The sequence below is a fragment of the Bradyrhizobium sp. 6(2017) genome (assembly GCF_011058295.2).
Lineage (GTDB): Bacteria > Pseudomonadota > Alphaproteobacteria > Rhizobiales > Xanthobacteraceae > Bradyrhizobium > Bradyrhizobium septentrionale.
Genome location: NZ_CP049289.2, coordinates 6,861,102 through 6,880,235, shown reverse-complemented (window position 1 = coordinate 6,880,235; position 19,134 = coordinate 6,861,102). Strand labels below are relative to the sequence as shown.

The 19,134-nt window shown below is 62.4% G+C and carries 24 protein-coding genes; 12 read left to right on the top strand and 12 right to left on the bottom strand.

Annotation, left to right across the window (positions count from 1 at the left end; translation table 11 throughout):
* Window positions 1-25: 25 nt before the first annotated feature.
* Window positions 26-1,462, bottom strand: coding sequence for a DUF4173 domain-containing protein (locus tag G6P99_RS32580; protein WP_334261762.1), 1,437 nt, complete (start codon window positions 1,460-1,462; stop codon window positions 26-28).
* Between the two features lie 297 nt (window positions 1,463-1,759).
* Between G6P99_RS32580 and G6P99_RS32575 the strand changes: the two genes are divergently transcribed.
* Window positions 1,760-3,064: a glycoside hydrolase family 3 N-terminal domain-containing protein gene (locus G6P99_RS32575; protein ID WP_051346132.1), complete on the top strand. Its 1,305-nt coding sequence runs from the start codon at window positions 1,760-1,762 to the stop codon at window positions 3,062-3,064.
* A 10-nt stretch (window positions 3,065-3,074) separates the two neighbouring features.
* Here the strand turns inward: G6P99_RS32575 and G6P99_RS32570 are convergent, their stop codons facing one another.
* The 3 genes from G6P99_RS32570 to G6P99_RS32560 form a co-directional block, all read right to left on the bottom strand.
* The gene (locus G6P99_RS32570; protein ID WP_029080010.1) at window positions 3,075-4,229 is read right to left on the bottom strand and encodes an OpgC domain-containing protein; all 1,155 of its coding nucleotides are present in this window, start codon (window positions 4,227-4,229) and stop codon (window positions 3,075-3,077) included.
* A 168-nt stretch (window positions 4,230-4,397) separates the two neighbouring features.
* The gene (locus G6P99_RS32565; RefSeq protein WP_029080009.1) at window positions 4,398-4,673 is read right to left on the bottom strand and encodes a hypothetical protein; all 276 of its coding nucleotides are present in this window, start codon (window positions 4,671-4,673) and stop codon (window positions 4,398-4,400) included.
* Window positions 4,674-4,830: 157 nt separating this feature from the next.
* Window positions 4,831-5,460 (bottom strand): LexA family transcriptional regulator, encoded by a 630-nt coding sequence (locus tag G6P99_RS32560; RefSeq protein ID WP_029080008.1) that lies wholly within the window; start codon window positions 5,458-5,460, stop codon window positions 4,831-4,833.
* A gap of 127 nt (window positions 5,461-5,587) precedes the next feature.
* Between G6P99_RS32560 and G6P99_RS32555 the strand changes: the two genes are divergently transcribed.
* The 4 genes from G6P99_RS32555 to G6P99_RS32540 all read left to right on the top strand — a co-directional run bounded on the left by G6P99_RS32555 (window position 5,588) and on the right by G6P99_RS32540 (window position 9,187).
* Window positions 5,588-6,148, top strand: coding sequence for a GcrA family cell cycle regulator (locus G6P99_RS32555; RefSeq protein ID WP_051346131.1), 561 nt, complete (start codon window positions 5,588-5,590; stop codon window positions 6,146-6,148).
* A 94-nt stretch (window positions 6,149-6,242) separates the two neighbouring features.
* On the top strand, window positions 6,243-6,818 hold the full coding sequence (locus G6P99_RS32550; protein ID WP_165129059.1) for a DUF6456 domain-containing protein: 576 nt from the start codon (window positions 6,243-6,245) through the stop codon (window positions 6,816-6,818).
* A 378-nt stretch (window positions 6,819-7,196) separates the two neighbouring features.
* The gene (locus G6P99_RS32545) at window positions 7,197-7,619 is read left to right on the top strand and encodes a GFA family protein (RefSeq protein ID WP_029080006.1); all 423 of its coding nucleotides are present in this window, start codon (window positions 7,197-7,199) and stop codon (window positions 7,617-7,619) included.
* A gap of 305 nt (window positions 7,620-7,924) precedes the next feature.
* A complete protein-coding gene (locus G6P99_RS32540) occupies window positions 7,925-9,187 on the top strand; it encodes a CaiB/BaiF CoA transferase family protein (RefSeq protein WP_029080005.1) in 1,263 nt (420 codons plus the stop codon).
* A gap of 153 nt (window positions 9,188-9,340) precedes the next feature.
* Here G6P99_RS32540 and G6P99_RS32535 read toward each other — a convergent pair whose 3' ends face one another.
* A complete protein-coding gene (locus G6P99_RS32535) occupies window positions 9,341-9,526 on the bottom strand; it encodes a hypothetical protein (RefSeq protein ID WP_016847356.1) in 186 nt (61 codons plus the stop codon).
* Window positions 9,527-9,551: 25 nt separating this feature from the next.
* On the opposite strand from G6P99_RS32535, the gene G6P99_RS32530 reads away from it, so the two are divergent.
* Complete coding sequence (locus tag G6P99_RS32530) at window positions 9,552-9,734, top strand: hypothetical protein (protein ID WP_084518393.1); 183 nt, start codon at window positions 9,552-9,554, stop codon at window positions 9,732-9,734.
* A gap of 23 nt (window positions 9,735-9,757) precedes the next feature.
* Here G6P99_RS32530 and G6P99_RS32525 read toward each other — a convergent pair whose 3' ends face one another.
* The 4 genes from G6P99_RS32525 to G6P99_RS32510 form a co-directional block, all read right to left on the bottom strand.
* A complete protein-coding gene (locus G6P99_RS32525) occupies window positions 9,758-10,078 on the bottom strand; it encodes a cupin domain-containing protein (protein ID WP_165124956.1) in 321 nt (106 codons plus the stop codon).
* The gene (locus G6P99_RS32520) at window positions 10,075-10,761 is read right to left on the bottom strand and encodes a YqcI/YcgG family protein (protein WP_245284604.1); all 687 of its coding nucleotides are present in this window, start codon (window positions 10,759-10,761) and stop codon (window positions 10,075-10,077) included. Before G6P99_RS32520 ends, G6P99_RS32525 begins: the two co-directional genes overlap by 4 nt.
* 94 nt (window positions 10,762-10,855) lie before the next feature.
* Complete coding sequence (locus G6P99_RS32515; RefSeq protein WP_029080002.1) at window positions 10,856-12,148, bottom strand: MFS transporter; 1,293 nt, start codon at window positions 12,146-12,148, stop codon at window positions 10,856-10,858.
* Window positions 12,148-12,882: a hypothetical protein gene (locus tag G6P99_RS32510; RefSeq protein WP_084518392.1), complete on the bottom strand. Its 735-nt coding sequence runs from the start codon at window positions 12,880-12,882 to the stop codon at window positions 12,148-12,150. The genes G6P99_RS32515 and G6P99_RS32510 overlap by 1 nt, the downstream gene beginning before the upstream one ends.
* Before the next feature lie 42 nt (window positions 12,883-12,924).
* Between G6P99_RS32510 and G6P99_RS32505 the strand changes: the two genes are divergently transcribed.
* The 3 genes from G6P99_RS32505 (at window position 12,925) to G6P99_RS32495 (ending at window position 15,581) form a co-directional block, all read left to right on the top strand.
* A complete protein-coding gene (locus G6P99_RS32505) occupies window positions 12,925-13,944 on the top strand; it encodes a GlxA family transcriptional regulator (protein WP_029080000.1) in 1,020 nt (339 codons plus the stop codon).
* 165 nt (window positions 13,945-14,109) lie between these two features.
* The gene (locus G6P99_RS32500) at window positions 14,110-15,243 is read left to right on the top strand and encodes an alpha-hydroxy acid oxidase (RefSeq protein WP_029079999.1); all 1,134 of its coding nucleotides are present in this window, start codon (window positions 14,110-14,112) and stop codon (window positions 15,241-15,243) included.
* A gap of 134 nt (window positions 15,244-15,377) precedes the next feature.
* Window positions 15,378-15,581 carry a hypothetical protein gene (locus G6P99_RS32495; protein WP_029079998.1) on the top strand — a complete coding sequence of 68 codons (204 nt, stop codon included), beginning with the start codon at window positions 15,378-15,380 and terminating at the stop codon, window positions 15,579-15,581.
* A gap of 108 nt (window positions 15,582-15,689) precedes the next feature.
* On the opposite strand, the gene G6P99_RS32490 is transcribed toward G6P99_RS32495, so the two are convergent.
* Complete coding sequence (locus tag G6P99_RS32490) at window positions 15,690-15,875, bottom strand: hypothetical protein (RefSeq protein ID WP_029079997.1); 186 nt, start codon at window positions 15,873-15,875, stop codon at window positions 15,690-15,692.
* A 227-nt stretch (window positions 15,876-16,102) separates the two neighbouring features.
* Between G6P99_RS32490 and G6P99_RS32485 the strand changes: the two genes are divergently transcribed.
* Entirely contained in the window at window positions 16,103-16,456 is a 354-nt protein-coding gene (locus tag G6P99_RS32485) for a phasin (protein ID WP_029079996.1), read from the top strand.
* An 82-nt stretch (window positions 16,457-16,538) separates the two neighbouring features.
* Here the strand turns inward: G6P99_RS32485 and G6P99_RS32480 are convergent, their stop codons facing one another.
* On the bottom strand, window positions 16,539-16,799 hold the full coding sequence (locus G6P99_RS32480; protein WP_165124954.1) for a hypothetical protein: 261 nt from the start codon (window positions 16,797-16,799) through the stop codon (window positions 16,539-16,541).
* 254 nt (window positions 16,800-17,053) lie between these two features.
* Between G6P99_RS32480 and G6P99_RS32475 the strand changes: the two genes are divergently transcribed.
* Window positions 17,054-17,356: a hypothetical protein gene (locus G6P99_RS32475; RefSeq protein WP_156928499.1), complete on the top strand. Its 303-nt coding sequence runs from the start codon at window positions 17,054-17,056 to the stop codon at window positions 17,354-17,356.
* 103 nt (window positions 17,357-17,459) lie between these two features.
* On the opposite strand, the gene G6P99_RS32470 is transcribed toward G6P99_RS32475, so the two are convergent.
* Window positions 17,460-17,645 (bottom strand): hypothetical protein, encoded by a 186-nt coding sequence (locus tag G6P99_RS32470; protein WP_029079993.1) that lies wholly within the window; start codon window positions 17,643-17,645, stop codon window positions 17,460-17,462.
* Between the two features lie 992 nt (window positions 17,646-18,637).
* Between G6P99_RS32470 and G6P99_RS32465 the strand changes: the two genes are divergently transcribed.
* Window positions 18,638-18,919 (top strand): GNAT family N-acetyltransferase, encoded by a 282-nt coding sequence (locus G6P99_RS32465; RefSeq protein ID WP_334262151.1) that lies wholly within the window; start codon window positions 18,638-18,640, stop codon window positions 18,917-18,919.
* Window positions 18,920-19,134: the final 215 nt, after the last annotated feature.

Below are 19,134 nucleotides of genomic sequence, written 5' to 3'. Positions count from 1 at the left end.
TCTTCTCCGAAAACCGGCGCATCGACTATCCCGGCGCATTGGTCTGCTGCCTGTCCAGGAAACGCTGAAGCCGCCAGCCGCGAAAGCCCCAGCTGCGCCATGAGGCCATCTGCTGGCGTTGCTGTTCTACAAGGCTATTGCGGCGCGAGACAAGGACCCGGTCGGCGTAGCGGAGCTGGATCGCCCGGTCGATGGCCGGAAGGGCTTGGGGGCCGAGCTGGATCAAGTAGTCCATATCCAGATTGACGCCACTGCCCGAGGCTTCGCGACTGTGGCTGACATTGTAGTCGGCGATGACGGCGGCGAAATTAACCAGGGAGCAGACATAGAGCACGATGGTCAGTACCGACAGGTTGGTGCCGACCAGCCATTCATTCGATGCCCGCAGGACGATGCGCACCAGAATCAGGATCAGCCCGTCCGCGACGAGCAGCATCCAGACGAATGCCGCGACGCGCCAGTAGGTGAGCAGGTAGGTTTGGACGTAGAGATCAAGCCGGAGCATCGAGGAGATCACCAGCAAGACATTCTGCCCGACCCAGACGTAGACGAGCGGTCGGATCACTCGCGATTGTTCGGCCGGGCCGCCCGGCCGCATCGCGAGCAGAACGATGGCCGCGGCCAGAAGCGCCGTGACGATCAACGGATAGGCGCCACGATGGGCGTAGGAGGCGTAGGTGATGGCGGCAGGAAGCGTCGCGTTGCCCCAGAGATAGATCGCATCGAGAATGGTCTGAATCGAAAACAGCAGGTTGAACAAGATCAGGGAGCGCAGGATGGAGCCTGCGCCGAACAAGTCGATGAAATGATCGGGTTCGGCCGGATCCTTCGCGGAAGATCGAGGTCCGTTGGGCACGACGTTGGTGTAGTGCCGCCATTTGACATGGATGAAGGGCCAGACCAGCGCCAATGCGAGGATCCAGAACAGCGTGCGACCGAGGCTGAGGCTGGCGGCGGGATTGCCCGGGTTCAGCTGGCTGATCCATATTTCCAGCACTGGATTGGCGGCGACGAACAGAGAGACAAACACGGTTCCGAGCAGCAATGGTACGAACCATAGGATGAAACCCCTGGTCAGGCCCGGCAGGCTGAATGCGTTGACGACGTCCCGGAACAACCTGAAAGGGCTGACCAGAAAGAGGTCCACCAGCGAGGCAGCTCCCTTGGCCACACTGTCGAGACAGGGATTGGTCGTGAGAGTGAGCGCGGTGCCGAGCGCAAGAACGGCGAAGGCTAGCGAGGCTGCGTTGAACTCCTCCAGGGCAGGGAGCAACCCGGCCACAACGATCGCGCCGGCCATCAGCAGCCTGTGGCGAGCGAGGTGACCAAAGTTGGAGGCCAGTGACACGCCGGCCAGCGCGACTGCGAACAGGACCACCGAGAGTCCGGCATTCTGATCATAGAACAACCAATCGGCCAGCGCGGCGAGAGTAAGCGCGGCGGCGGCCTTGGCCGGCGGCAAGCCGTTGGCAATCGATTGGGTCTCGGTTTCCGGTGACTCAAGGCTTGTCATTGTGACCTCAGGATTGAAGGACGTTTGGACTCCGGCGGTCGCGCTGACGTCATCGACAGGTGTGCGAACGCGATCCCGGCTGCGGCATGGCGAACCTTGGGTTGGCTGCGTGCAGACAGCGGAAAGGCGATGAGCAGGAGTTCAGGATTCTTATGCAGATTGCGTGCAGAGGGGTCTTATCCGCTAGCTGCGGCGAATCCGCTCTGATACGGACGACACGTTCGGTTTGTTCAACCCATCGTCTCCATGCAAATCATCAAGCGAGTCGGCATCGCCCTGGCCTGGATCGTCGGGCTCGCATTCGTCTTTGCCGGCGTCAACCACAACGATCCCTATCTGGTCCCGCTACGCGGGACGGGCAATCTGCTCCTCGTGGTCGCAAGTGTCGCCGTCGTGCTGATGCTGGTCCGCCGTCGCGCCTGGCGCAGGCGGGCGTGGGCGGGGAAGCTTCTGGTCATCCTGTGGTGCCTGCCGCCACTCGCAATGCTCGCCGCGCATGGTGCGTTCGAGGTCCGCAAGCACCGCGTAATGCAGACTGAGCCGCTTCTTGCGCGGTCCCTTGGGCAGCATTTCATCGTCGGCTACCGGTCGTTCGACGAGGTCGCGCCGCTGGCGGAGAGCGGCTTGATTGCGGGCATCTATGTCACCGGGCGCAATGTCGCCGGCAGGACGGTCGATGCACTGAAGGCGGAGATCGCTGCGCTGCAGGCGAAGCGGCGCGCGGCTGGGCTTTCGCCGCTGATGGTCGCGACGGATCAGGAGGGCGGCATCGTTTCGCACCTCGCGCCGCCGCTGACGAGGCTGCCCGCGCTTGCCTCGCTGGCCGAATTGGCGCCGGAGCAGCGGACGGCAAAGGCCGAGGAATTCGGGCGTATCCATGGACGCGAACTGGCGTCGCTCGGCGTCAACCTCAATCTAGCTCCGGTGCTTGACCTTCGGCCCGAGGCGACGCGCAACCGGTTCGATTTCAATACGCTGACCAATCAGCGCGCGATTTCCCACGACCCCGCCAAGGTGAGCGCGATCGCGGGCGCCTACATCCATGGCCTCGAGTCCGCGGGCGTCAATGCCACCGTGAAGCACTTTTCCGGATTGGGCCGCGTGCGCGCCGACACGCATCATTTCAACGCCGATCTCGATACGCCGGTCGGCGAACTGGAGGTGACCGACTGGCGTCCGTTCCGCGATGTGCTGTCGACGACCGGTGCGCGCCTGATGGTCGGGCATGTGGCGGTCAGCGCTCTCGACCCGGCGCGGCCTGCCTCGCATTCGAAGGCCGTCATCGATGGGCTGATCCGGAAAACCTGGAACTACCAGGGCCTCGTCATGACGGATGATCTGGTGATGGGCGCGATCTATCAGCACGACGTCTGCACCGCCGTCGTGGAGGCATTGAACGCGGGCGTCGATCTCTTGCTGGTCGCCTATGATGGGGCCCAATTCTACCGTCTGTTCGCCTGTGCGAGCGACGCAGTCGGTCGGGATGCGCTCGACGCTGCGATGTTGCACGACAGCGAGACGCGGCTGCGGCGGTCGCTGACGATCGATTAGACCACCGGATTCACGAATGGGCGCCGACGGCCGATTTGTGATCCTGCTTCTTCGACCACGAGACGTAGTAGGCGACGGCGATCATCGCCGCGATGCCTGCGATGCTGACGGCGGCCTGCCTCGCCACCGAGTTCGGGCCGGTGATCAGGATAAGGTGCGCGGCAAAGGAGAGGAAAACGCCTGCACAGAACACGGCGAGCCACTCCTCGCCGCACTTGATGAGCGGCTGCAGGGCGTGTGATCGCAGGTATTCCCAGTCGCGCGGCACCAGCAACGTGAACAGGAACGTCAGGGCCAGGAAATGCAGGATGCGATGGGGTGCGACATCCTCCCGGTCGCTTGGCAGGAGCATGTCGCTCAGTCCATCCGGCATCATCTGGGCGAGGGCCGGGATATCGCCAATTGAGACGATCGTCAGCGCGAACACCAGATACAACAGGGCCGCGGCGCGCAGCGCTGGAGTAGCCTGCAGCGAGCGGATCTCGGAGGCGTACCGCCTACCGACGAGCGCGAGCCAGCCGCCCATCACAAACAGCAATTGCCAGCAGAACGGGTTCAGGTACCAGCGTCCATCCGGGTATGATGTCAGATTCCAGTCGAGCACGCGGGCGGTCGCGTAAAGCGCAACGGACCCGGCGAGCGTCGCGTTCGGCACATAGAGCAGCCCGCACACGATAATGGGCTGGAAGGCCATCAAGGCGATAATGAGTTGCAGCACATCCAGATTGAGCGGCTTGGCTTGCAGGAACAGGCCGTAGATCAGCGTTCGGATACCGTGGTCGATGAAGCCGGTGATGTTGAACTCGCTGATGATCTCGGGCGCAGCGGTCCGGGCCGCGACATAGCTGATCAACTCGACATAGATTACGAACAGAACGATGTAGGCGGCGTAGAGCTGCCACACACGCCTGAAGATGCGGGTGGCCGCCACCAGCATTCCGCGCTCCACCGCCATCCCACTGTAGATCAGCGTCGTCGCGTAGCCGCCGACGAATACAAACAGGTCGGTGGCGCCGCTGAAGCCGAAGTTGCGAATGGTCAGCGTGTTGACGACGTTGTGCGGAATATGATCGAGGAATAGAAACCAGTTCGCGATGCCGAGCAGCAGCGCAATCCTGAGATCGCCATCGCCTGCCGCGATCCCGGCATTTTTTGTCGGAGTCATTTGAAGCAGAAATCTACCGGCCCGAGAAACGAATCGCTAATCTAAAGGGAACCCGCGCCCGGTCCGAATAGACTTTGCGTGAACCCAATCTAGTCCGTTTCCGGTTCCGGCCAAGTGGCCGGCTCAAGAAAGATCACGTTTTCGAAATCACCACGTGAGGTCTCGACGTCAGACCGGCTCGTGCTTGCGCAGGTCGCCGATGTGATCGAGCGTATTGGCTTGCATATCAGCGGCGGTCAGGGGGACCTCCGGCAGGGCGGCCTCGGCAAGGATGTCGTCCGTGACATCCTCAACCGAACATTCGGCAATCTCGTGGATGAAGCTGATGTTGGTATATTCACCCGACGCGATGCGCGAGACGACCTCACGCCGGGTCATTTCGGGGTCGACGATCGCTTCCCGGCCGCGGCGGCCATAGTCGATCATCACGACAAAATACTGCATGCCTGATAGTTCGATGCCTTGACTGTTATCGGCCATTATTTCCGATAATCGGAACTATGTCAAGAGGAATTGCCGATAACCCGAATTTCGACGCCGCTGGTCCGGCCGATTCGGTCTGGGTATCCGAATCGGCCTGGTCGGCCCTGAAGTCGCGCCGCTATTTCTCCGATCGCCCCTGCGTCCGGGCAGATTTGCGGCCCTTCGCCGTCTTGCCGCGCAGCCGTTCGATCTGGCCGCGGGGCAGGGTGACGCAGATTTCCCCGATCCATTCGAGCTTCACACCGTTGATCGGCTTGGCGTTGAAGCTCTTGAGGTTGACCAGGCCGGAAGAGCTGCCGCGTTCGATCGTCTTCAGGTAGCGCTCGCCGCTTTTCAGCCGGACCGCAGCTTCTTCGCCGTAGAAGCTCGACAGCGGATGGCGCTGCTCGCGATAGACCACGATGACGTCGCCGTTCTCGTATTTTGGCAGCATCGAATCGCCTGAGACCTCAAAAGCGATGGTCTCCTCGGTTACCGGGAACGGAAGTTCGACCTCGCCGAGACCCTCCGGCGGGACCTGCTCGAGGTCCGGCTCGATCGAGGCGCCGGCGCCGACCCGGCCCATGATCGGCACCGAGTTCAGCTCCAGATATTCGATGATCGGGGCGATCTCCGACGCCTTGATCAACCGTATCCCCGACAGTATCTCGGATACCGCCCCGGCCCGTACCCCCATTGCGCGGGCAAGCCCGCCCTTGCTCTTCCCTGTCTTTTCCAGTGCTCGTTCGATCAGTGCCGCGTCCAGCATGTTTCATCCTCTCCAAATCCTGTCATATCCATACCGTTACGATTATCAGAAATCAAGCTTGACTTTTTCTTCGGAATATCGGAAGCTATGCAAGGCGCCGGCGGAATGACAAAAATGGGAATCTGGAATGGAAATGACGAACTGGCTGCCGGAGCATTCGGCTGCCCTGCAGGACCTGCGCGCCCGCGGCTTGTCCTACTCGGAGATCGCTGACACCATCAACGCAACCTTCAACACGGCCTACACACGCTACGCGGCCCTCAGCCGGGCCCAGCGCATGGGGTTGGTGGGCCTCGATCGGGTGGAGCCGTCCCTGCCGGGGCGCCTCGACCCACTGAAACCGTCCCTGGCGAAGCTCCCGGGCAACGGGTGCCTGCGGGAGGGGCGGGCCGAGCTGAAGCCCGATCTGATTCGCTGGCCAAAAATCTTCGCCGAAGCGGTGGAGATGCCCCAACTTCGTTGCGCGGCGGTCGAGCCGCGGCATCTTTCACTGCTCGACCTGAAACGCGGCGACTGCCGCTATCCCTATGGCGGGGATGCCGACGGCGAGACGGTCACCTTCTGCGGTCATCCGTGCCGGCCGGGCACGAGCTACTGCGCACCGCATTTTCACCTGAGCCGCGATCCGGAGGCCTCAGCGAGGCCGGTATTGAACGACGCCTGGCTTCAGGCCGTCGGAGCCATCTGAGGCGATTCACCTCCCGACTGCCGGACTTCGGTCCGCAACCGCAATCGCGCGGATGACCCCGCGCGCTCATCACCACACATTTTGGAGACCAGCAATGCCGCGAGGCAAACGCCGGAAACCGTACGATCCCGCCGGAGCGCACGATCGACGCTCCCAGGATCTGCCCTTCAATGCCGAGGTGGCGACGGTCGAGATCGACGACCCCCTTGCGCTCGAGCCGGGCGACAAGATCGTTGCGTTCCGCTCGATACGCAACGATCCGCTCAGCCGGTTGCACGCGCATCGACAGATCGACGATACGCAGTATCGGAGCGGCAGGGCCTTCCAAAACGATTGGGAGAAGGCCGAGCGTGGCCCTCGCGCAGTGGACACGACACGCGAATACGTCGATGGCGGTCAGCAACGCGAGCCGATCACGGAGGGGCAGCGTCAGGCGACCCTGCGGTTGAATCGTGCCGAGCATGAGCTCGGCGCCGACGGCTCGGCGCTGGTGCACGATGTCCTGATCCTCGGCATGACCATGGAGCAGGTTGGGCAGCGGCGCGGGCTGCGCACGCAGCGCTGGCAGGACTATTTCGCGCGGCGTCTCAAGGAGTGCCTGGATCGGCTGGCGCTGATGTACGGGCTTGCCACGCCGAACAGGGTTCCCGTGAAGGATCGCCGATGCTGATTTGAAGTGATGTGCTTGCGTGCCGGTCGCGACGCAGGCCTCCGGTACGGCAACGCTTCATCACATTGCGGGACTGTGCCTGGCCTCACATTGCGCTCCATCCTTCGTGTGTGATGGGCGTTGCACTCGGCCAGGCCGTGAAGAAGGTCGACAGCGGCGCGGACTCTCATGTAACTTCGCCCACGCCTATGACCTGCCTGCATTCGAGCGAAGTGTGATGGCCTCGGGGGCCGGCAATGGGTCTGGCGCGTCACCTCAAGGGAGTTCGCAGCGGCTACGCCTCTCCATATCTTCCTCCTGCATCACGAACATCACGAGCAACGTGGGTCGGTGCCGGCGCGGAGCCCCAATCAAAATTCACCCAAGGAGAACCGACCGATGAATCACACTGGAAACTGCTTTTGCGGCGCCGTCGAACTCAAGGTGATGGGAGAACCTGAGGCGATGGGCTACTGCCACTGCCGCTCGTGCCGTTCCTGGTCCGGCGGTCCGGTGAATGCCTTCAGCCTGTGGAAGCCCGAGGCGGTTGAGGTCACCAAGGGCGCCGACCATATCGGGACGTTCGAGAAGACGGCGATGAGCCAACGCAAATATTGCACCAAGTGCGGCGGTCACCTGATGACCAACCACCCGACGCTTGGACTCGTCGACGTATTCACGGCAACGATCCCGACGCTGAAATTCAGCCCTGGCGTGCACGTCAACTATGCCGAGGCGGTGCTGCCGATACGCGATGGTCTGCCGAAGTTGAAGGATTTTCCGGCCGAGTTCGGCGGCTCTGGCGAAATGCTCGCCGAATAGCGCGGCGCTTCTCGATGACGAAAGCGGGTGGCGGCGGGGCGTCGCCACCCATCGAATCTGCATTCCTCCGCTGGCCGGAAGCCCTCACGGACCCGCTATCCGGTAGTCTTCCTCGACATTCGAATGGTCCGACCGTGTCGGCACCGCGGGATCTGCTCTGCTGATGACAGCCATGTCAGGCGAAGGTCCCGCCCTGCAAAATCCGGGTTTGGTTTTGGTGACGGGCTTCCGCTAAAAAGGCGCGCAGCGTCGGTCCTGGGAGGGCCGTCGTATTTCGCCTGACAAAATAACAGAGGAAGCGTCAGATCATGACCGGACCAGAATTGCCAGGGCGCGCGCCGCGCGGGGAGGGAGTTCCGACGGCGCTCGATGGGCTGCTGGTTGTCGATTTCACCCGCGTTGTCGCCGGTCCGGCCTGCACGCAAACGTTGGCAGACTTCGGGGCCGAGGTCATCAAGATCGAGAACCCGGACGGCGGAGACGATACGCGCGCTTACGAGCACGCCGAAATCGGCGGAGAGAGCGCAGCTTATCTGAGCCTCAATCGCAACAAGCGCGGCATTGCGCTCGATTTCAACAATCCGGCCGCGCTCGAGGTCGCGCGCGCGTTGATCGCCAAGGCCGACGTCGTGGTGGAGAATTTCTCCGGCGGCGTGATGAAGAAATTCGGGCTCGACTATGCGTCGGTGGCGCCGACCAATCCGCGGCTGATCTATTGCTCGATCTCCGCTTACGGCCGTAAAGGCGATTTCGCGCTACGTCCTGGTTTTGACCCGATCACCCAGGCCGAAAGCGGCTTCATGTCGCTCAACGGCTTTCCGGATGGCGAGCCGGTGCGCACCGGTCCGCCGATCGTGGACATGGCAACGGGCATGTCGGCCTGCAACGCCATCCTGCTGGCGCTGATCGCGCGCGATCGGCTCGGACGCGGTCAGCAGGTCGAGGTCGCGTTGATCGACACCGCGGTCTCAATGACCGGCTTCTACGGCATGGCCTATCTCATCAACGGCAACAACCCGGGCCGTTTCGGCAATTCTCCGAACGGTTCGCCGACCGTCGGCGTCTACCGGGCGTCCGATGGTCCGCTTTACATGGCCTGCGCCAATGATCGGCTCTATCGCCGGTTGGTCACCGACGTGCTGGAGCGTCCGGATCTCGTCACTGACCCCGAATTTGCTCACCGCAAGGCGCGGACGGCCAACAAGGAGAAGCTCCGCGCCATCATTGCCAGCGTGTTCGCGAGCGACACGCTCGAGCACTGGATGGCGAAGATGAAGAAGGCCAACATTCCGGTTGGCTATCTGCGGACGGTCGAGGAAGGGTTCAACGCACCCGAGGTGCGCGATCGGCATCGCCTTAGCAGAATCGCGCATCCGACCGCCGGTTCGGTTCCGAACATCGAGTCGCCGGTCAATATGAGCCTGACGCCGGCGGTTGATCCTGTTGCGGCTCCGCTGCTCGGTCAGCACACGCGGGATGTGTTGAGCAAGACGCTTGGCTATGACGACCGGCGCATGGCCGGCTTGGCCGAGGCGGGCGCGTTCGGCAAGGCCGGGAACACCGGCTAGCGTGGCTGGCCTGCACCGAAGATCGAATATTCGCAAAGCAACCTGAGCGCAGGCGAGAGGCAAGCCTCTCGCCTCGCAGGACGTCGTTCAGACGTCACAGGCCTCCGGCGCATGCCGGCGGCCTCGGAGCCGGAACCGGTCCGTTTCGGGAGTTCAGTTCGGCTTGCTGCGCAAGTTGTTCCTTGGCATACTTTCAACTTCCTCGGGCTCCGCCCGATCAATCTCGAGGCGGGCCATCCGGAGTATGAGGGTTGCCGTGGTCAGGCCGAGGCGTTCGGCCTCTTGCGCTGCGGTGTCGACCTTCTGGGCCAAGCCTTCACGTTTACCTGGGTATGCCATTCGTAATCCTCACTTAAGGTGCGAGATGAAAAATCCCACATATGTTGCAGAGCTGCAGAACAAGCTCGGAGCTCCATCGAGCGAAACACTGGAAAGCCTGCGACTGTTGAAGGCTTTCCTTCGGCTTGCGCCCGACCAGCGTTCCGAAGTCATCGAGCTGGTCGAACGTTTGGCGGTTGAACCGCCGCGCGACCCTCCACTGTCCTGAGGTGTTCGCGTTTTCCCTGGATGTCAGTTGTTCATTGGTTTGGCCGGGGGCTGCGTCGCGATCACGTAGATCGCGCCGCCTTCGAGCGCTTCGGATTGATGTCGGGTGCCGGCAGGCAGCAGGATGGTGTCGCCGGCGCCGACGACCCGTTCGCCGCCATCCCAGATGAAGTTCAGCCGGCCGCTGATGATCATCAGGATTTCATCGACCGGATGGGTATGGAAGTGATGCACCTTGCCGGCCGCATCATGCTGCAGCTCGACGGAGCCCTGCGCCGGGAGCAGGTTCAGGATCTCCGGATCGATGGCAAATTCGGTCTTCGCGCCTGCGATGATCTGGGTCATGCTGCCTGTTCCTTGTTCGCGATCGGTGGCGTCTTGTTCTGTGCGAGCTTGGCGAAGGGGCAGCCGGCGCTCGCATTGTTGTCGTCGTCCAGGAAGTACTGCAGATACTCGCGGCCGTCGGACGCGCCGTAGCGGCCAAGCAGCGGCGAGGGGCTCGCGCTGTCGTAAGGGATCAAGCGCTTGCGCACTTCGGCGAACGCGGCGTTCGCCGCCTTCTCCGTCCCGAGAATCTTCTCGAACACCCAGCGCGGCTGGAAGGTGAGCATGAAGGCGCTGGACCGGCGGCTCTGGCGCATCACATGCGCGGGCGTTGTGCACACGACGAAGATCGGCTCGCCCGCAAACGAGAACTCCCACATCGGATGGTCGATCTGCTCCGGAATCTCTGATGGCCAGGGGTTCTTGTCCAGCCGCGCAAGCTGGTCGAGCGTCAGCCACATCTTGCGATAATAGGCGTCGAGCGTCTGCACCGGGCGGGGCCGCGTGAAAACGATCAATGAGGTGTTGGGGCCGAACGAGCGCGCCTCCGAGAGATATTGTCCGAGCTGTTCGCCAAGCACCGCCACATCATACGGATCAAGGAAGAGGTAGCGGAGCTGGTCCTGGCGATGTCCGGTCACCCCGAACACGCAAGGGAACGGCCTCGCCTCGCTGCTCATCTGCGCTTCAAACTCGGAAAACATCACGCTTTGCCAGCTGCTGACCGGAAAGTTTGACGCGACTTCGCCTTTTCTCAAAAACAAGCGCTCCATAACACCCCCTCGACTCCTAACGACACTAACGAGCTATCAACTTGCCTCTCATCAGCAGCGGCCCGGCAATGCCCGGCAGCGACATGAGAAGCAAAATGGCAATCAAGGCGCTGTAGCCGCCATCACCGATCACGGCCGTGTTGTGCACGGCGTCGGTCCCGGAGGCGCTGCTGGCCGCAAGCATCGCGAAGCCGATGATGGGCTGCGCGACGCCCGCGAAGATGCCGGCAGCCGTGGTATTCACGGAGGCGCCGACACCGATCAGGTCCGCCGTGTACAATTTCTTGACGCATTTCAGCACCAGCGGAACCGTGCCGCCGGCAACGAGGCCCAATGCCGTGAACACGACGGTGACGTAGGCAAGACCAAACGTTTGGGCGATCGGCGGCAGCAGCATCGCGATCAGGAGCATGCGCAGCGCGCAAATGCCGATCAGCGCGCGGTCGAGTACCGCGGCGGCACGGTCGGCGGCATGACCGAGGAAGATCGATCCGAGCGCATTGCCGATCATGAAGGCCAGCAGCGGCGTGCCGGCGGCCGTAGGCGAGATATGGAAGAAGTGCGCGACCATCGGAATGCCCCAGACGCCCGACAGCGTCGTCACGACCGCGAAGTGCGAGGCAAACGTCATTGCGCAACCCCAGTTCGCGACATGGGTCAGCGCTTGCCGTGCCGCGATGGCAACGCCCTTCAGCGTCTTGTTGCTGTGCGAGACCGGATCCGGCTTGAGCGCAAGCTTGGCGAAAGCGAGATTGGCAAGCCCGATGCAGGCGATGAACAGGAAGCAGGACCGCCAGCCAAAGCCCGAGACCGCGGCCGCAAGCGGCGTGGTCGCGATGACGCCGCCGACATAGCCGGACACCTGCGAAATGCCGGACATCATGCCGAACCTCTCGTCGGCGAAGCTTTGTGCGACGAGCTTCAGCAGTGCGGTGAAGACCAGCGCGTCGCCGCAGGCGACGATCAGCCGAGCGGCAAAGACGTCGAGCAAGTTCGGCGCGAGCGCGAATGCGGCGCTGCCGAGCGACGAGGCGATCATGCTGGCCAGGACGACGCGCTTGACGCCGAAACGGTCGACCAGAAGGCCGGCCGGAATCTGCATCAGGGTGTAGCCCCAGAAATAGCTCGAGGCGAGCATCGCAACACCGGCCGCGTCGGTGTCGAAGTCGTGCATGAAGCTGAGGCTCACCGATTGCGGCGACACGCGTTGCAGGAAAGCGATGGCATAGGCGATCGCCACCGCCGTCCAGGCCAGATAGGCGCGATCGGTGAAGCGCGACGTCGGGACGTATACCGCCTGTTGTCCGAGCATCGACATCAAACCCTCGCGTAACCGACAGAGAAAAGGGCATCCGCAGAATTCGGAATCTTGCGCGACATCGCGGCGTCGACCAGCGATGCGGTGCCATGGTAGGTCTGCCGATGGTGCTTAATGTGGCCGTAGGCGCCGCGCATGATCATGTCGGGAAGTTCGAGCGGCTTGCCCGGATAGAGCGAGGTGCACATCTCGACACACGCCGCCTGCAACGCGGGATCCTGTGCATCGTCGAGCAACGATGGAGACACTTTTTCGCAAATCTTAGCGTTCGCTGCCCACACGATTGGATTGCGGGTCCGCCAGCCGTAGAGGACGTTGCCGTCGGCTCTCGCAGCTGCACCCGAACATTTCAGGACTTCCGAAGTGAAGGAGCCGTACAAGCCGCGGCCCTGGTGCGCGGGCAGCACTTCCGTGCCGCTGCGGTAGATTCCAAGTCCGGCCGACATCTGCAGGATGCGGTAAACCGAGAAGGCCACGAGGCCCGAGCCGTCGTAGACCAGGATCAGGCTGTACTTCTTGTCGAAGGGCGAGGAGGTTGCGGTCCAGTGCGGCTCGCGGGCTTGCCAGTTGATGGCAATGATGCCGTTCATGGCGTCCATCAGCGGCTGACGGTCGCAGGCTTCGATCCGGGAGGCGTCGGGTAGACTGTAGATCGCGTAATCCGCCCGAGGCGATTTGATCGCCTCGTATCCGCTGCCCAGATTTCGCGACATGGCAGAACTCCAGAATTCCATCGCGACCTATACAGGGCAGCCTCGAATGGCTTAAAGGACAATATGCCCTCGAAAGCTGCCAAAGCGCCTCGGCCGGAGCCGCGCGACAAGAAAACCACGCGGCGGATCGCGATCGTCGCCTTTCCGGGCGTGACCTTGCTCGACATCTCCGGGCCCGCCCAGGTGTTCGCGGAGCTGGAGGCGATCGAACTGCCCGGGCCGGACTACTCGCTCTCCTACCTGTCGGCGTCCGGTGGGTTGGTGCCGACCGATGTCGGCATGATGATCGACACGGCGCCGATCGACAGTGTTGCACCCGCCGAGGTCGATACGCTGGTGATCCCTGGTGGGCCGGGCATCTGGAAGCTCCGCAACGACGCCAAGTTGATGAACTGGATTGCGGAGGCGCTGCCGAAGGCGCGCCGTATCGCATCGGTGTGCCTCGGCGCGTTTGCGCTGGCCTGGACCGGAATCCTGGACGGCAAGCGTGCTGCAACGCACTGGCGGTATTGCCCGCGCTTGCAGGACAGCTTCCCCAACATCCGCGTCGAGCCCAACGCGATTTTCGTCAAGGATGGGCGGGTCTGGTCATCGGCCGGCGTCAGCGCTGGTATCGACCTCGCGCTTGCCATGATCGAAGAGGATTTCGGCCACACCACCGCGCTCGATGTCGCACGCCGGCTTGTTGTGTTTCTCAAGAGGCCGGGCGGTCAGAGCCAGTTCTCGACTGTGCTCGCGGCCCAGGCGTCGGACGTCGAGGGACGCTTCAGCGCGCTGCACGCCTGGATCATCGAGAACATCACTGACGACCTCAAGGTCGAGACCCTCGCGGAAAAGGCCGGGATGACGCCTCGCACCTTTGCCAGGACCTATGTCAGCCGCACCGGCATGACGCCCGCAAGCGGCGTCGAGGCGCTGCGCGTGGAGACCGCGCGCCTGCTGCTCGAGAGCCGTCAGATCGGCGGCGTGGTCGAAGTCGCCAAGCGCGCGGGTTTCGGCGATGACGAACGAATGCGGCGGGCCTTCCTGCGCCACCTTGGCGTGTCACCGACCGAGTACCGAAACCGGTTTTCGGGCAGCTAGCTCGCCTCCGGCTGGCTCAGTCCGGACGCCGGGCGCCTGCTGTCGAAATTGATCTATCTCACGAGCGAATAGCTGGCCTTCGCTGGCCGGATTCGATGTTCAAGGTGTAGCTTTTCCGGTTTGTCTGCGGCTAATGTGCCGGCCAAAATCGGGAGAAGAAACACCATGAATGACGGGACCCCCATTCAACAGACGCGCAATGTCGAGCTCGGCGCCAGCGGCGAGGAATTCCAGAATCTGCACGAATTCGCGCAGAAGGCCCGCGCCAAGCTGAACCAGAACGCCTGGGATTATATCGTCGGCGCCTCGGAGACCGAGACCACGATGCGCCGCAACAGAATGGCCCTCGACGAGATCGCGTTCCGGCCGCGCGTCCTGCGCAACGTCATCGATGTCGATCCTTCCGTTGAGGTATTCGGACGCAAGCTCCGGCTTCCCGTGATGATCGCTCCGGTCGGCGCGCTCGAGATCTTCGATCCCGATGCGGGCGCAGCCGTTGCGCGCGGAGCTGGAACGTTCGGCGCGGCGCATATGCTGAGCTCGGTGTCGGAGCCAGGTCTGGAGAACACGGCCAAGGCCGCGCCTGACGCCTTGCGCATCTTCCAGCTCTATGTGCGTGGCGACGACGCCTTCGTCGAGGACACGGTCAGCCGTAGCATCGACAACGGTTATGCCGCGTTCTGCCTCACCGTGGACACCGCCCATTACAGCCGGCGCGAACGCGACATCGCCAAGCGCTACGTCCGTGAAAGCCGCATCCGCGCCACCGGCGGCGATTTCCAGAAGGGGCTGGAATGGCGGACCGTGAAGTTGATCAAGGACAAGTTCAAGATTCCGCTGATCCTCAAGGGCATCGCCACCGCCGAAGATGCAAGGATCGCCCTCGATCACGGGGTCGACTGGATCTACGTCTCAAATCACGGCGGACGCCAGCTCGACCACGGCCGCGGCTCCATGCATGTCCTGCCCGAGATCGTCCAGGCCGTCGCAGGGCGAGCCAAGATCATGGTCGACGGCTCGTTCTGCCGAGGCACCGACATCGTGAAGGCCATCATCTCGGGCGCCGACCTTGTCGGGATCGGCCGCTTGCAGTGCTGGGCGCTCGCCGCGGCCGGTGAGGCGGGCATTGTCCGGATGCTTGAATTGCTGGAGGACGAGGTGATCCGGTGCCTCGGGCTGCTCGGCGTCACCAGCTTTGCCGAACTGGACAAATCCTATCTTCACCCTGCGCTGCCGACCAATCTGCCGAGCGTGTTCAGCGCATTCCCGCTGCTCGATATCGATCCCTACCGCTACTGAACTGGTACGAAGCGATAGCGCGATCGGGGCCCACGGGCGCCTCGGTCGCGCCAAGTCGCCATCAATCTGTGGTGTCCATGAAGCCGCCGCGGCAAAGACAAAGTCTGATCCAAATGCCGCACTAGTCGAGGCGGATGGCAGATAATCCATTCGCTGAGTTTTCCCTTGAACGCGCGATCGGCTTGCGCTGGACCCTGCGGGATATCCAGGCCCGCCGGCTCGGACTGTCCCCGATCAGCGACGAGGATTTGCGCGTCCTGACGGAGCTTGGTCTGGTCGAACTGCATGACGACGAGCCCGTGCTGACGCCGGCGGGAGCTGCGGTGTTGAGCGACTGAACGGGGTAGCCGCCTAGAGCCTTCCGATGGAATCGGAACGGGGCCCTAGATGCTTATTTTGACGCGTTTTCTTCACGCGAACCGGTATCCACTTCGCGTGAAAACGCTTTATCGCGCGTTCAGAAAGCTTTCGCCGGAATTACAGGGCGTGCACTGATAGGTCAGCACGTCGTAGACTTGGTCGCGCGGCTCGATCAAGGTCAGCCGCATTTGCGTGCCGCACTTCATGCACGGCATCTCGATACTGGTCTTGAATCGGGTGCAGGTCGGTGTCGGACGAACGGCGCGCAGCATCGGATCCCCTTATTCCCCAAGAGACGCGGACGCGACCAACGAAGAAAGTCGAATCACTATGCCACAGTGCTGACATGATTGGAATCGGCTACGCTTGCGCTCCGGCCAGGCTAGGTAAATTTTCCTTTGGGCTGGAACGAGCGGGCCTGTCCTGGCTGGCGATCCGGCGCTGACGCCGTCACAAACTATGCTAACGTTGCCCCACGCTTATTTCAGGGGGCGCGATCATGATTGAGCCGAAGCTTGAAGTTCCCGCCGAGTTGCGCGATCTCGCGGAAAAGACCATCGACCAGGCCGAAAAGGCCTTCAGCCTGTTCTTTGATGCCGCGAGCAAGTCGATGACGGCGATGCCGGGCACCGGTACCGAGATTTCCAAACAGGCGCTGTCGTTCACCGAGCAGAACATGAAGGCCGCGTTCGAGCATGCGCGCAAGCTCGTGCACGCGACCGATCTGCAAGAGGCGATGCGGATCCAGTCGGAGTTCCTGCGCAGCCAGTTCACCAACGCCGGCGAACATATGCGGCAGATCAGCGGAAGCGTCATGTCCGCAACCAAGGACGCCACCAAAGGCAAGTTCTAGGACGGCTTTCGCAGCGCGTCGAGGCTGTTGCCTTGACGCGTTTTCTTCACGCGAACCGGTATCCACTTCGCTCGAAAACGCTCTAGCGCTGGCGCGCGACGGCAACGCCGAGCAGAAACGCGACGAACAGGCTGGCGAGCGGCGCTTCGCGCGTGACCGCGCTCACCGTGGCAAGGACTCCGCCTGACCGGCGCGAGCTTGCGATCGCGTCGCTGAGCCGATCTGCAGCCGCTCGCAATCCGTCCGACACCTCCGTGATGGTGCGCGAAACGTCCGTCGCGGTGTCGATCGCTCGCTCACCGAGCGTTGGCTGCAGCGGGGACTCGGGTGTCTCGGAGCTCATGTGCCGTACCGCGATCTCGCTAAAGGTCAGGTGGCCGCCACTTTTGGCTGTCCGTGCATGCGCGTGTTTTTGAACAGCGGGTCATGACCTCGGGCTATCCGCGACAGGCGCCGTTTTGAATTGCGGGTGGCGGCCGCACATCGTGCAAATGCCACAGCCGCGGATTGGTTCCACCGACATGCCGTCCTTTCACGTCAGGGAACCGGAAACTTACGCGCGGGTCGCGGCTTGTTTCCGGGGAGACGATGATGACAATGCAAGCGTACGGCATAATGGACGGTGGTTCGCTCAGGCATCGCAATCGGCACGGCGGTATGCCGCTGGTGGTTGCAGCCGTGGTTGCGATCCTTGGCGTGTTGGGGATGCTGATCGTCGACCATGGTCCATGGAATAATCCGAAGGTGCAGCCGGCCGCCTCCGCCAACTACTCGACGACCGGCGAGGCGGCGCGTGCGGCCGGCGCAACGGTCATGCCGACCGAGCCGAAGGCGCCGATTGAGCCCGTTCCACCTGGCCCCAAACCAGCGCAACCGGCAAACCCAATCCCGCCGCAATAGATGCGGGTGTTCGTGGAGATGCGTCCGATGACGCGGAGCGCAGGAATTGACTCGTCGGGCAACTCAGCGGCACAAGATCACTGTCGGCAGTATCAAGCGATGATCAGCGAACGCTGACGAGCATGCCCCACGCCGCGGCGAACCCGGCACCGACGAGAACCAGCACCGGAGCGTCGCAAAAGAAGCCGCCGTACTGGCACATGGTCGTACCGAGCGAACCGATCTGATGATGGCCTGCGGCATAGAACAGGCCGGACAAGACCGCGAGCACGGCAGCAACGAAATACATCGACGCGTCCTCCCTGCAATCAACGTACGGCGCGGGCCGGTTCGACCGGCGCGAGCCGAAAACCGTAATTGATGTCGGTGCAAATATGAACCGCTTGTCCCACTTGACGCGTCGGGCAACTCAGCGGCACACTGACATCATCGCAACAAGCATACGGCCGATCGACGCCAACTCATGTTGCGATTCCAGATCATGTGTAAACTTTCGATCAAGGCGGTTTCCCACCGTCGAAGCCGACGCGTTGAATTTTACCGATCGCATTCAGCTCGTAAAAAGGTTTGACACGTCGGGCAACTCAGCTGCATAATTCAAACATTCCGAAATTGTTGGGCCCGCGCGGAGCAATCCGCGGCGGGCTTTTTGTTTGCCGTTTCACCAATCGGACGGCGGCCGCAACGTCACGACGCCACATCCTCCCCGCCCATCGCCTGAGCGTCGTCAGCGCGCCGCCGTCCGAACCATTTGGAACGAGCACGAAATTGGCCGGCGCGCGCGAACGCGCCGGTCCTGCGGCGCGGCGCAAGCCGGCGCTGCCCGCGGCCCCACTCGTCAGGGATAAGGTTCGCGCCCCAAACGGTCGCAGCATTTTGCGCGACCTGCCGCACATTCATTCCATGGTCTCGCGCTGCGCGCGGTGGACCAATTCAACGAGGTTCGTATGACCGCCTAGTTATACTTTCAAAGCGGTGATCACCGTGATCGCTACTGGTTTTCTCGGTGCCGTTTGGTTGGGCATCAAGGCCACGCTCGGAAAGTGACTGGCGTTGTAACTGAGGCTGGGCGGCTTGATGTCCACGTCAGACGTCTGGGCATCCTGGCAGACAATAGAATCTCGAGGGGTGAAAATGTACAGGATACGCGAAGTTAATCCGCAGGACGATGAGGTCGCGGACTCGCTCGCCGAGCTTCATCAGCTGATATTTTGCGATGGGACACATGTGCCTGACTTCGAGCAGGGATATTAGTGGTTTGCGTTCCGCGGAACGCGGCCGATAGCGTTCGCGGGCGTCGTTCCCTCAACCCATGTTGCCAATACCGGATATCTGTGCCGCGTCGGCGTCGCGATACCGCACCGCGGCCGCGGCCTGCAGGTGCGGCTTACTCGTGCGTTGGAAGCGCGAGCGCAGCGCGCCGGCTGGATGGCGATCGTTTCGGATACGACCGACAATTGTTTCTCTGCCAATAACTTTATCCGGCAGGGATATCGGCTCTTCGAACCTGTCTCGCCCTGGGCATGGCAGCACACGCTGTATTGGCGAAAGGGGCTCGTCTAGATCCCGCGAGGCGGTTTGGGCTGTTGCCAACAATTCGACGACCTAGAGCGCCGCCCGGTGGCCGAATGACCACCGGGCTTTTTTGCGTTTCCGCACCGTTGGTGGTGCCTTCGGTAAGCAGCGGTCGTTAGCCGGGAACTGGACCACGTCTCGAATCTTGGCGGGAAAATGCTAGAGTGGCCTGGCCCGAGCGGACGGGGCATTGCTGGAAGCGT

Bases quoted from the DNA above. Each gene is read 5' to 3' on its own strand.
- G6P99_RS32545 (WP_029080006.1), top strand. From the start codon at position 7,197: ATGAATCACACTGGAAACTGCTTTTGCGGCGCCGTCGAACTCAAGGTG.
- G6P99_RS32570 (WP_029080010.1), bottom strand. From the start codon at position 4,229: ATGACTCCGACAAAAAATGCCGGGATCGCGGCAGGCGATGGCGATCTC.
- G6P99_RS32565 (WP_029080009.1), bottom strand. From the start codon at position 4,673: ATGCAGTATTTTGTCGTGATGATCGACTATGGCCGCCGCGGCCGGGAA.
- G6P99_RS32575 (WP_051346132.1), top strand. From the start codon at position 1,760: ATGCAAATCATCAAGCGAGTCGGCATCGCCCTGGCCTGGATCGTCGGG.
- G6P99_RS32530 (WP_084518393.1), top strand. From the start codon at position 9,552: ATGAAAAATCCCACATATGTTGCAGAGCTGCAGAACAAGCTCGGAGCT.
- G6P99_RS32475 (WP_156928499.1), top strand. From the start codon at position 17,054: ATGCAAGCGTACGGCATAATGGACGGTGGTTCGCTCAGGCATCGCAAT.
- G6P99_RS32550 (WP_165129059.1), top strand. From the start codon at position 6,243: ATGCCGCGAGGCAAACGCCGGAAACCGTACGATCCCGCCGGAGCGCAC.
- G6P99_RS32485 (WP_029079996.1), top strand. From the start codon at position 16,103: ATGATTGAGCCGAAGCTTGAAGTTCCCGCCGAGTTGCGCGATCTCGCG.
- G6P99_RS32470 (WP_029079993.1), bottom strand. From the start codon at position 17,645: ATGTATTTCGTTGCTGCCGTGCTCGCGGTCTTGTCCGGCCTGTTCTAT.
- G6P99_RS32555 (WP_051346131.1), top strand. From the start codon at position 5,588: ATGGAAATGACGAACTGGCTGCCGGAGCATTCGGCTGCCCTGCAGGAC.
- G6P99_RS32520 (WP_245284604.1), bottom strand. From the start codon at position 10,761: ATGTTTTCCGAGTTTGAAGCGCAGATGAGCAGCGAGGCGAGGCCGTTC.
- G6P99_RS32525 (WP_165124956.1), bottom strand. From the start codon at position 10,078: ATGACCCAGATCATCGCAGGCGCGAAGACCGAATTTGCCATCGATCCG.
- G6P99_RS32495 (WP_029079998.1), top strand. From the start codon at position 15,378: ATGGCAGATAATCCATTCGCTGAGTTTTCCCTTGAACGCGCGATCGGC.
- G6P99_RS32500 (WP_029079999.1), top strand. From the start codon at position 14,110: ATGAATGACGGGACCCCCATTCAACAGACGCGCAATGTCGAGCTCGGC.
- G6P99_RS32560 (WP_029080008.1), bottom strand. From the start codon at position 5,460: ATGCTGGACGCGGCACTGATCGAACGAGCACTGGAAAAGACAGGGAAG.
- G6P99_RS32490 (WP_029079997.1), bottom strand. From the start codon at position 15,875: ATGCTGCGCGCCGTTCGTCCGACACCGACCTGCACCCGATTCAAGACC.
- G6P99_RS32535 (WP_016847356.1), bottom strand. From the start codon at position 9,526: ATGGCATACCCAGGTAAACGTGAAGGCTTGGCCCAGAAGGTCGACACC.
- G6P99_RS32510 (WP_084518392.1), bottom strand. From the start codon at position 12,882: ATGGAATTCTGGAGTTCTGCCATGTCGCGAAATCTGGGCAGCGGATAC.
- G6P99_RS32515 (WP_029080002.1), bottom strand. From the start codon at position 12,148: ATGTCGATGCTCGGACAACAGGCGGTATACGTCCCGACGTCGCGCTTC.
- G6P99_RS32505 (WP_029080000.1), top strand. From the start codon at position 12,925: ATGCCCTCGAAAGCTGCCAAAGCGCCTCGGCCGGAGCCGCGCGACAAG.
- G6P99_RS32480 (WP_165124954.1), bottom strand. From the start codon at position 16,799: ATGAGCTCCGAGACACCCGAGTCCCCGCTGCAGCCAACGCTCGGTGAG.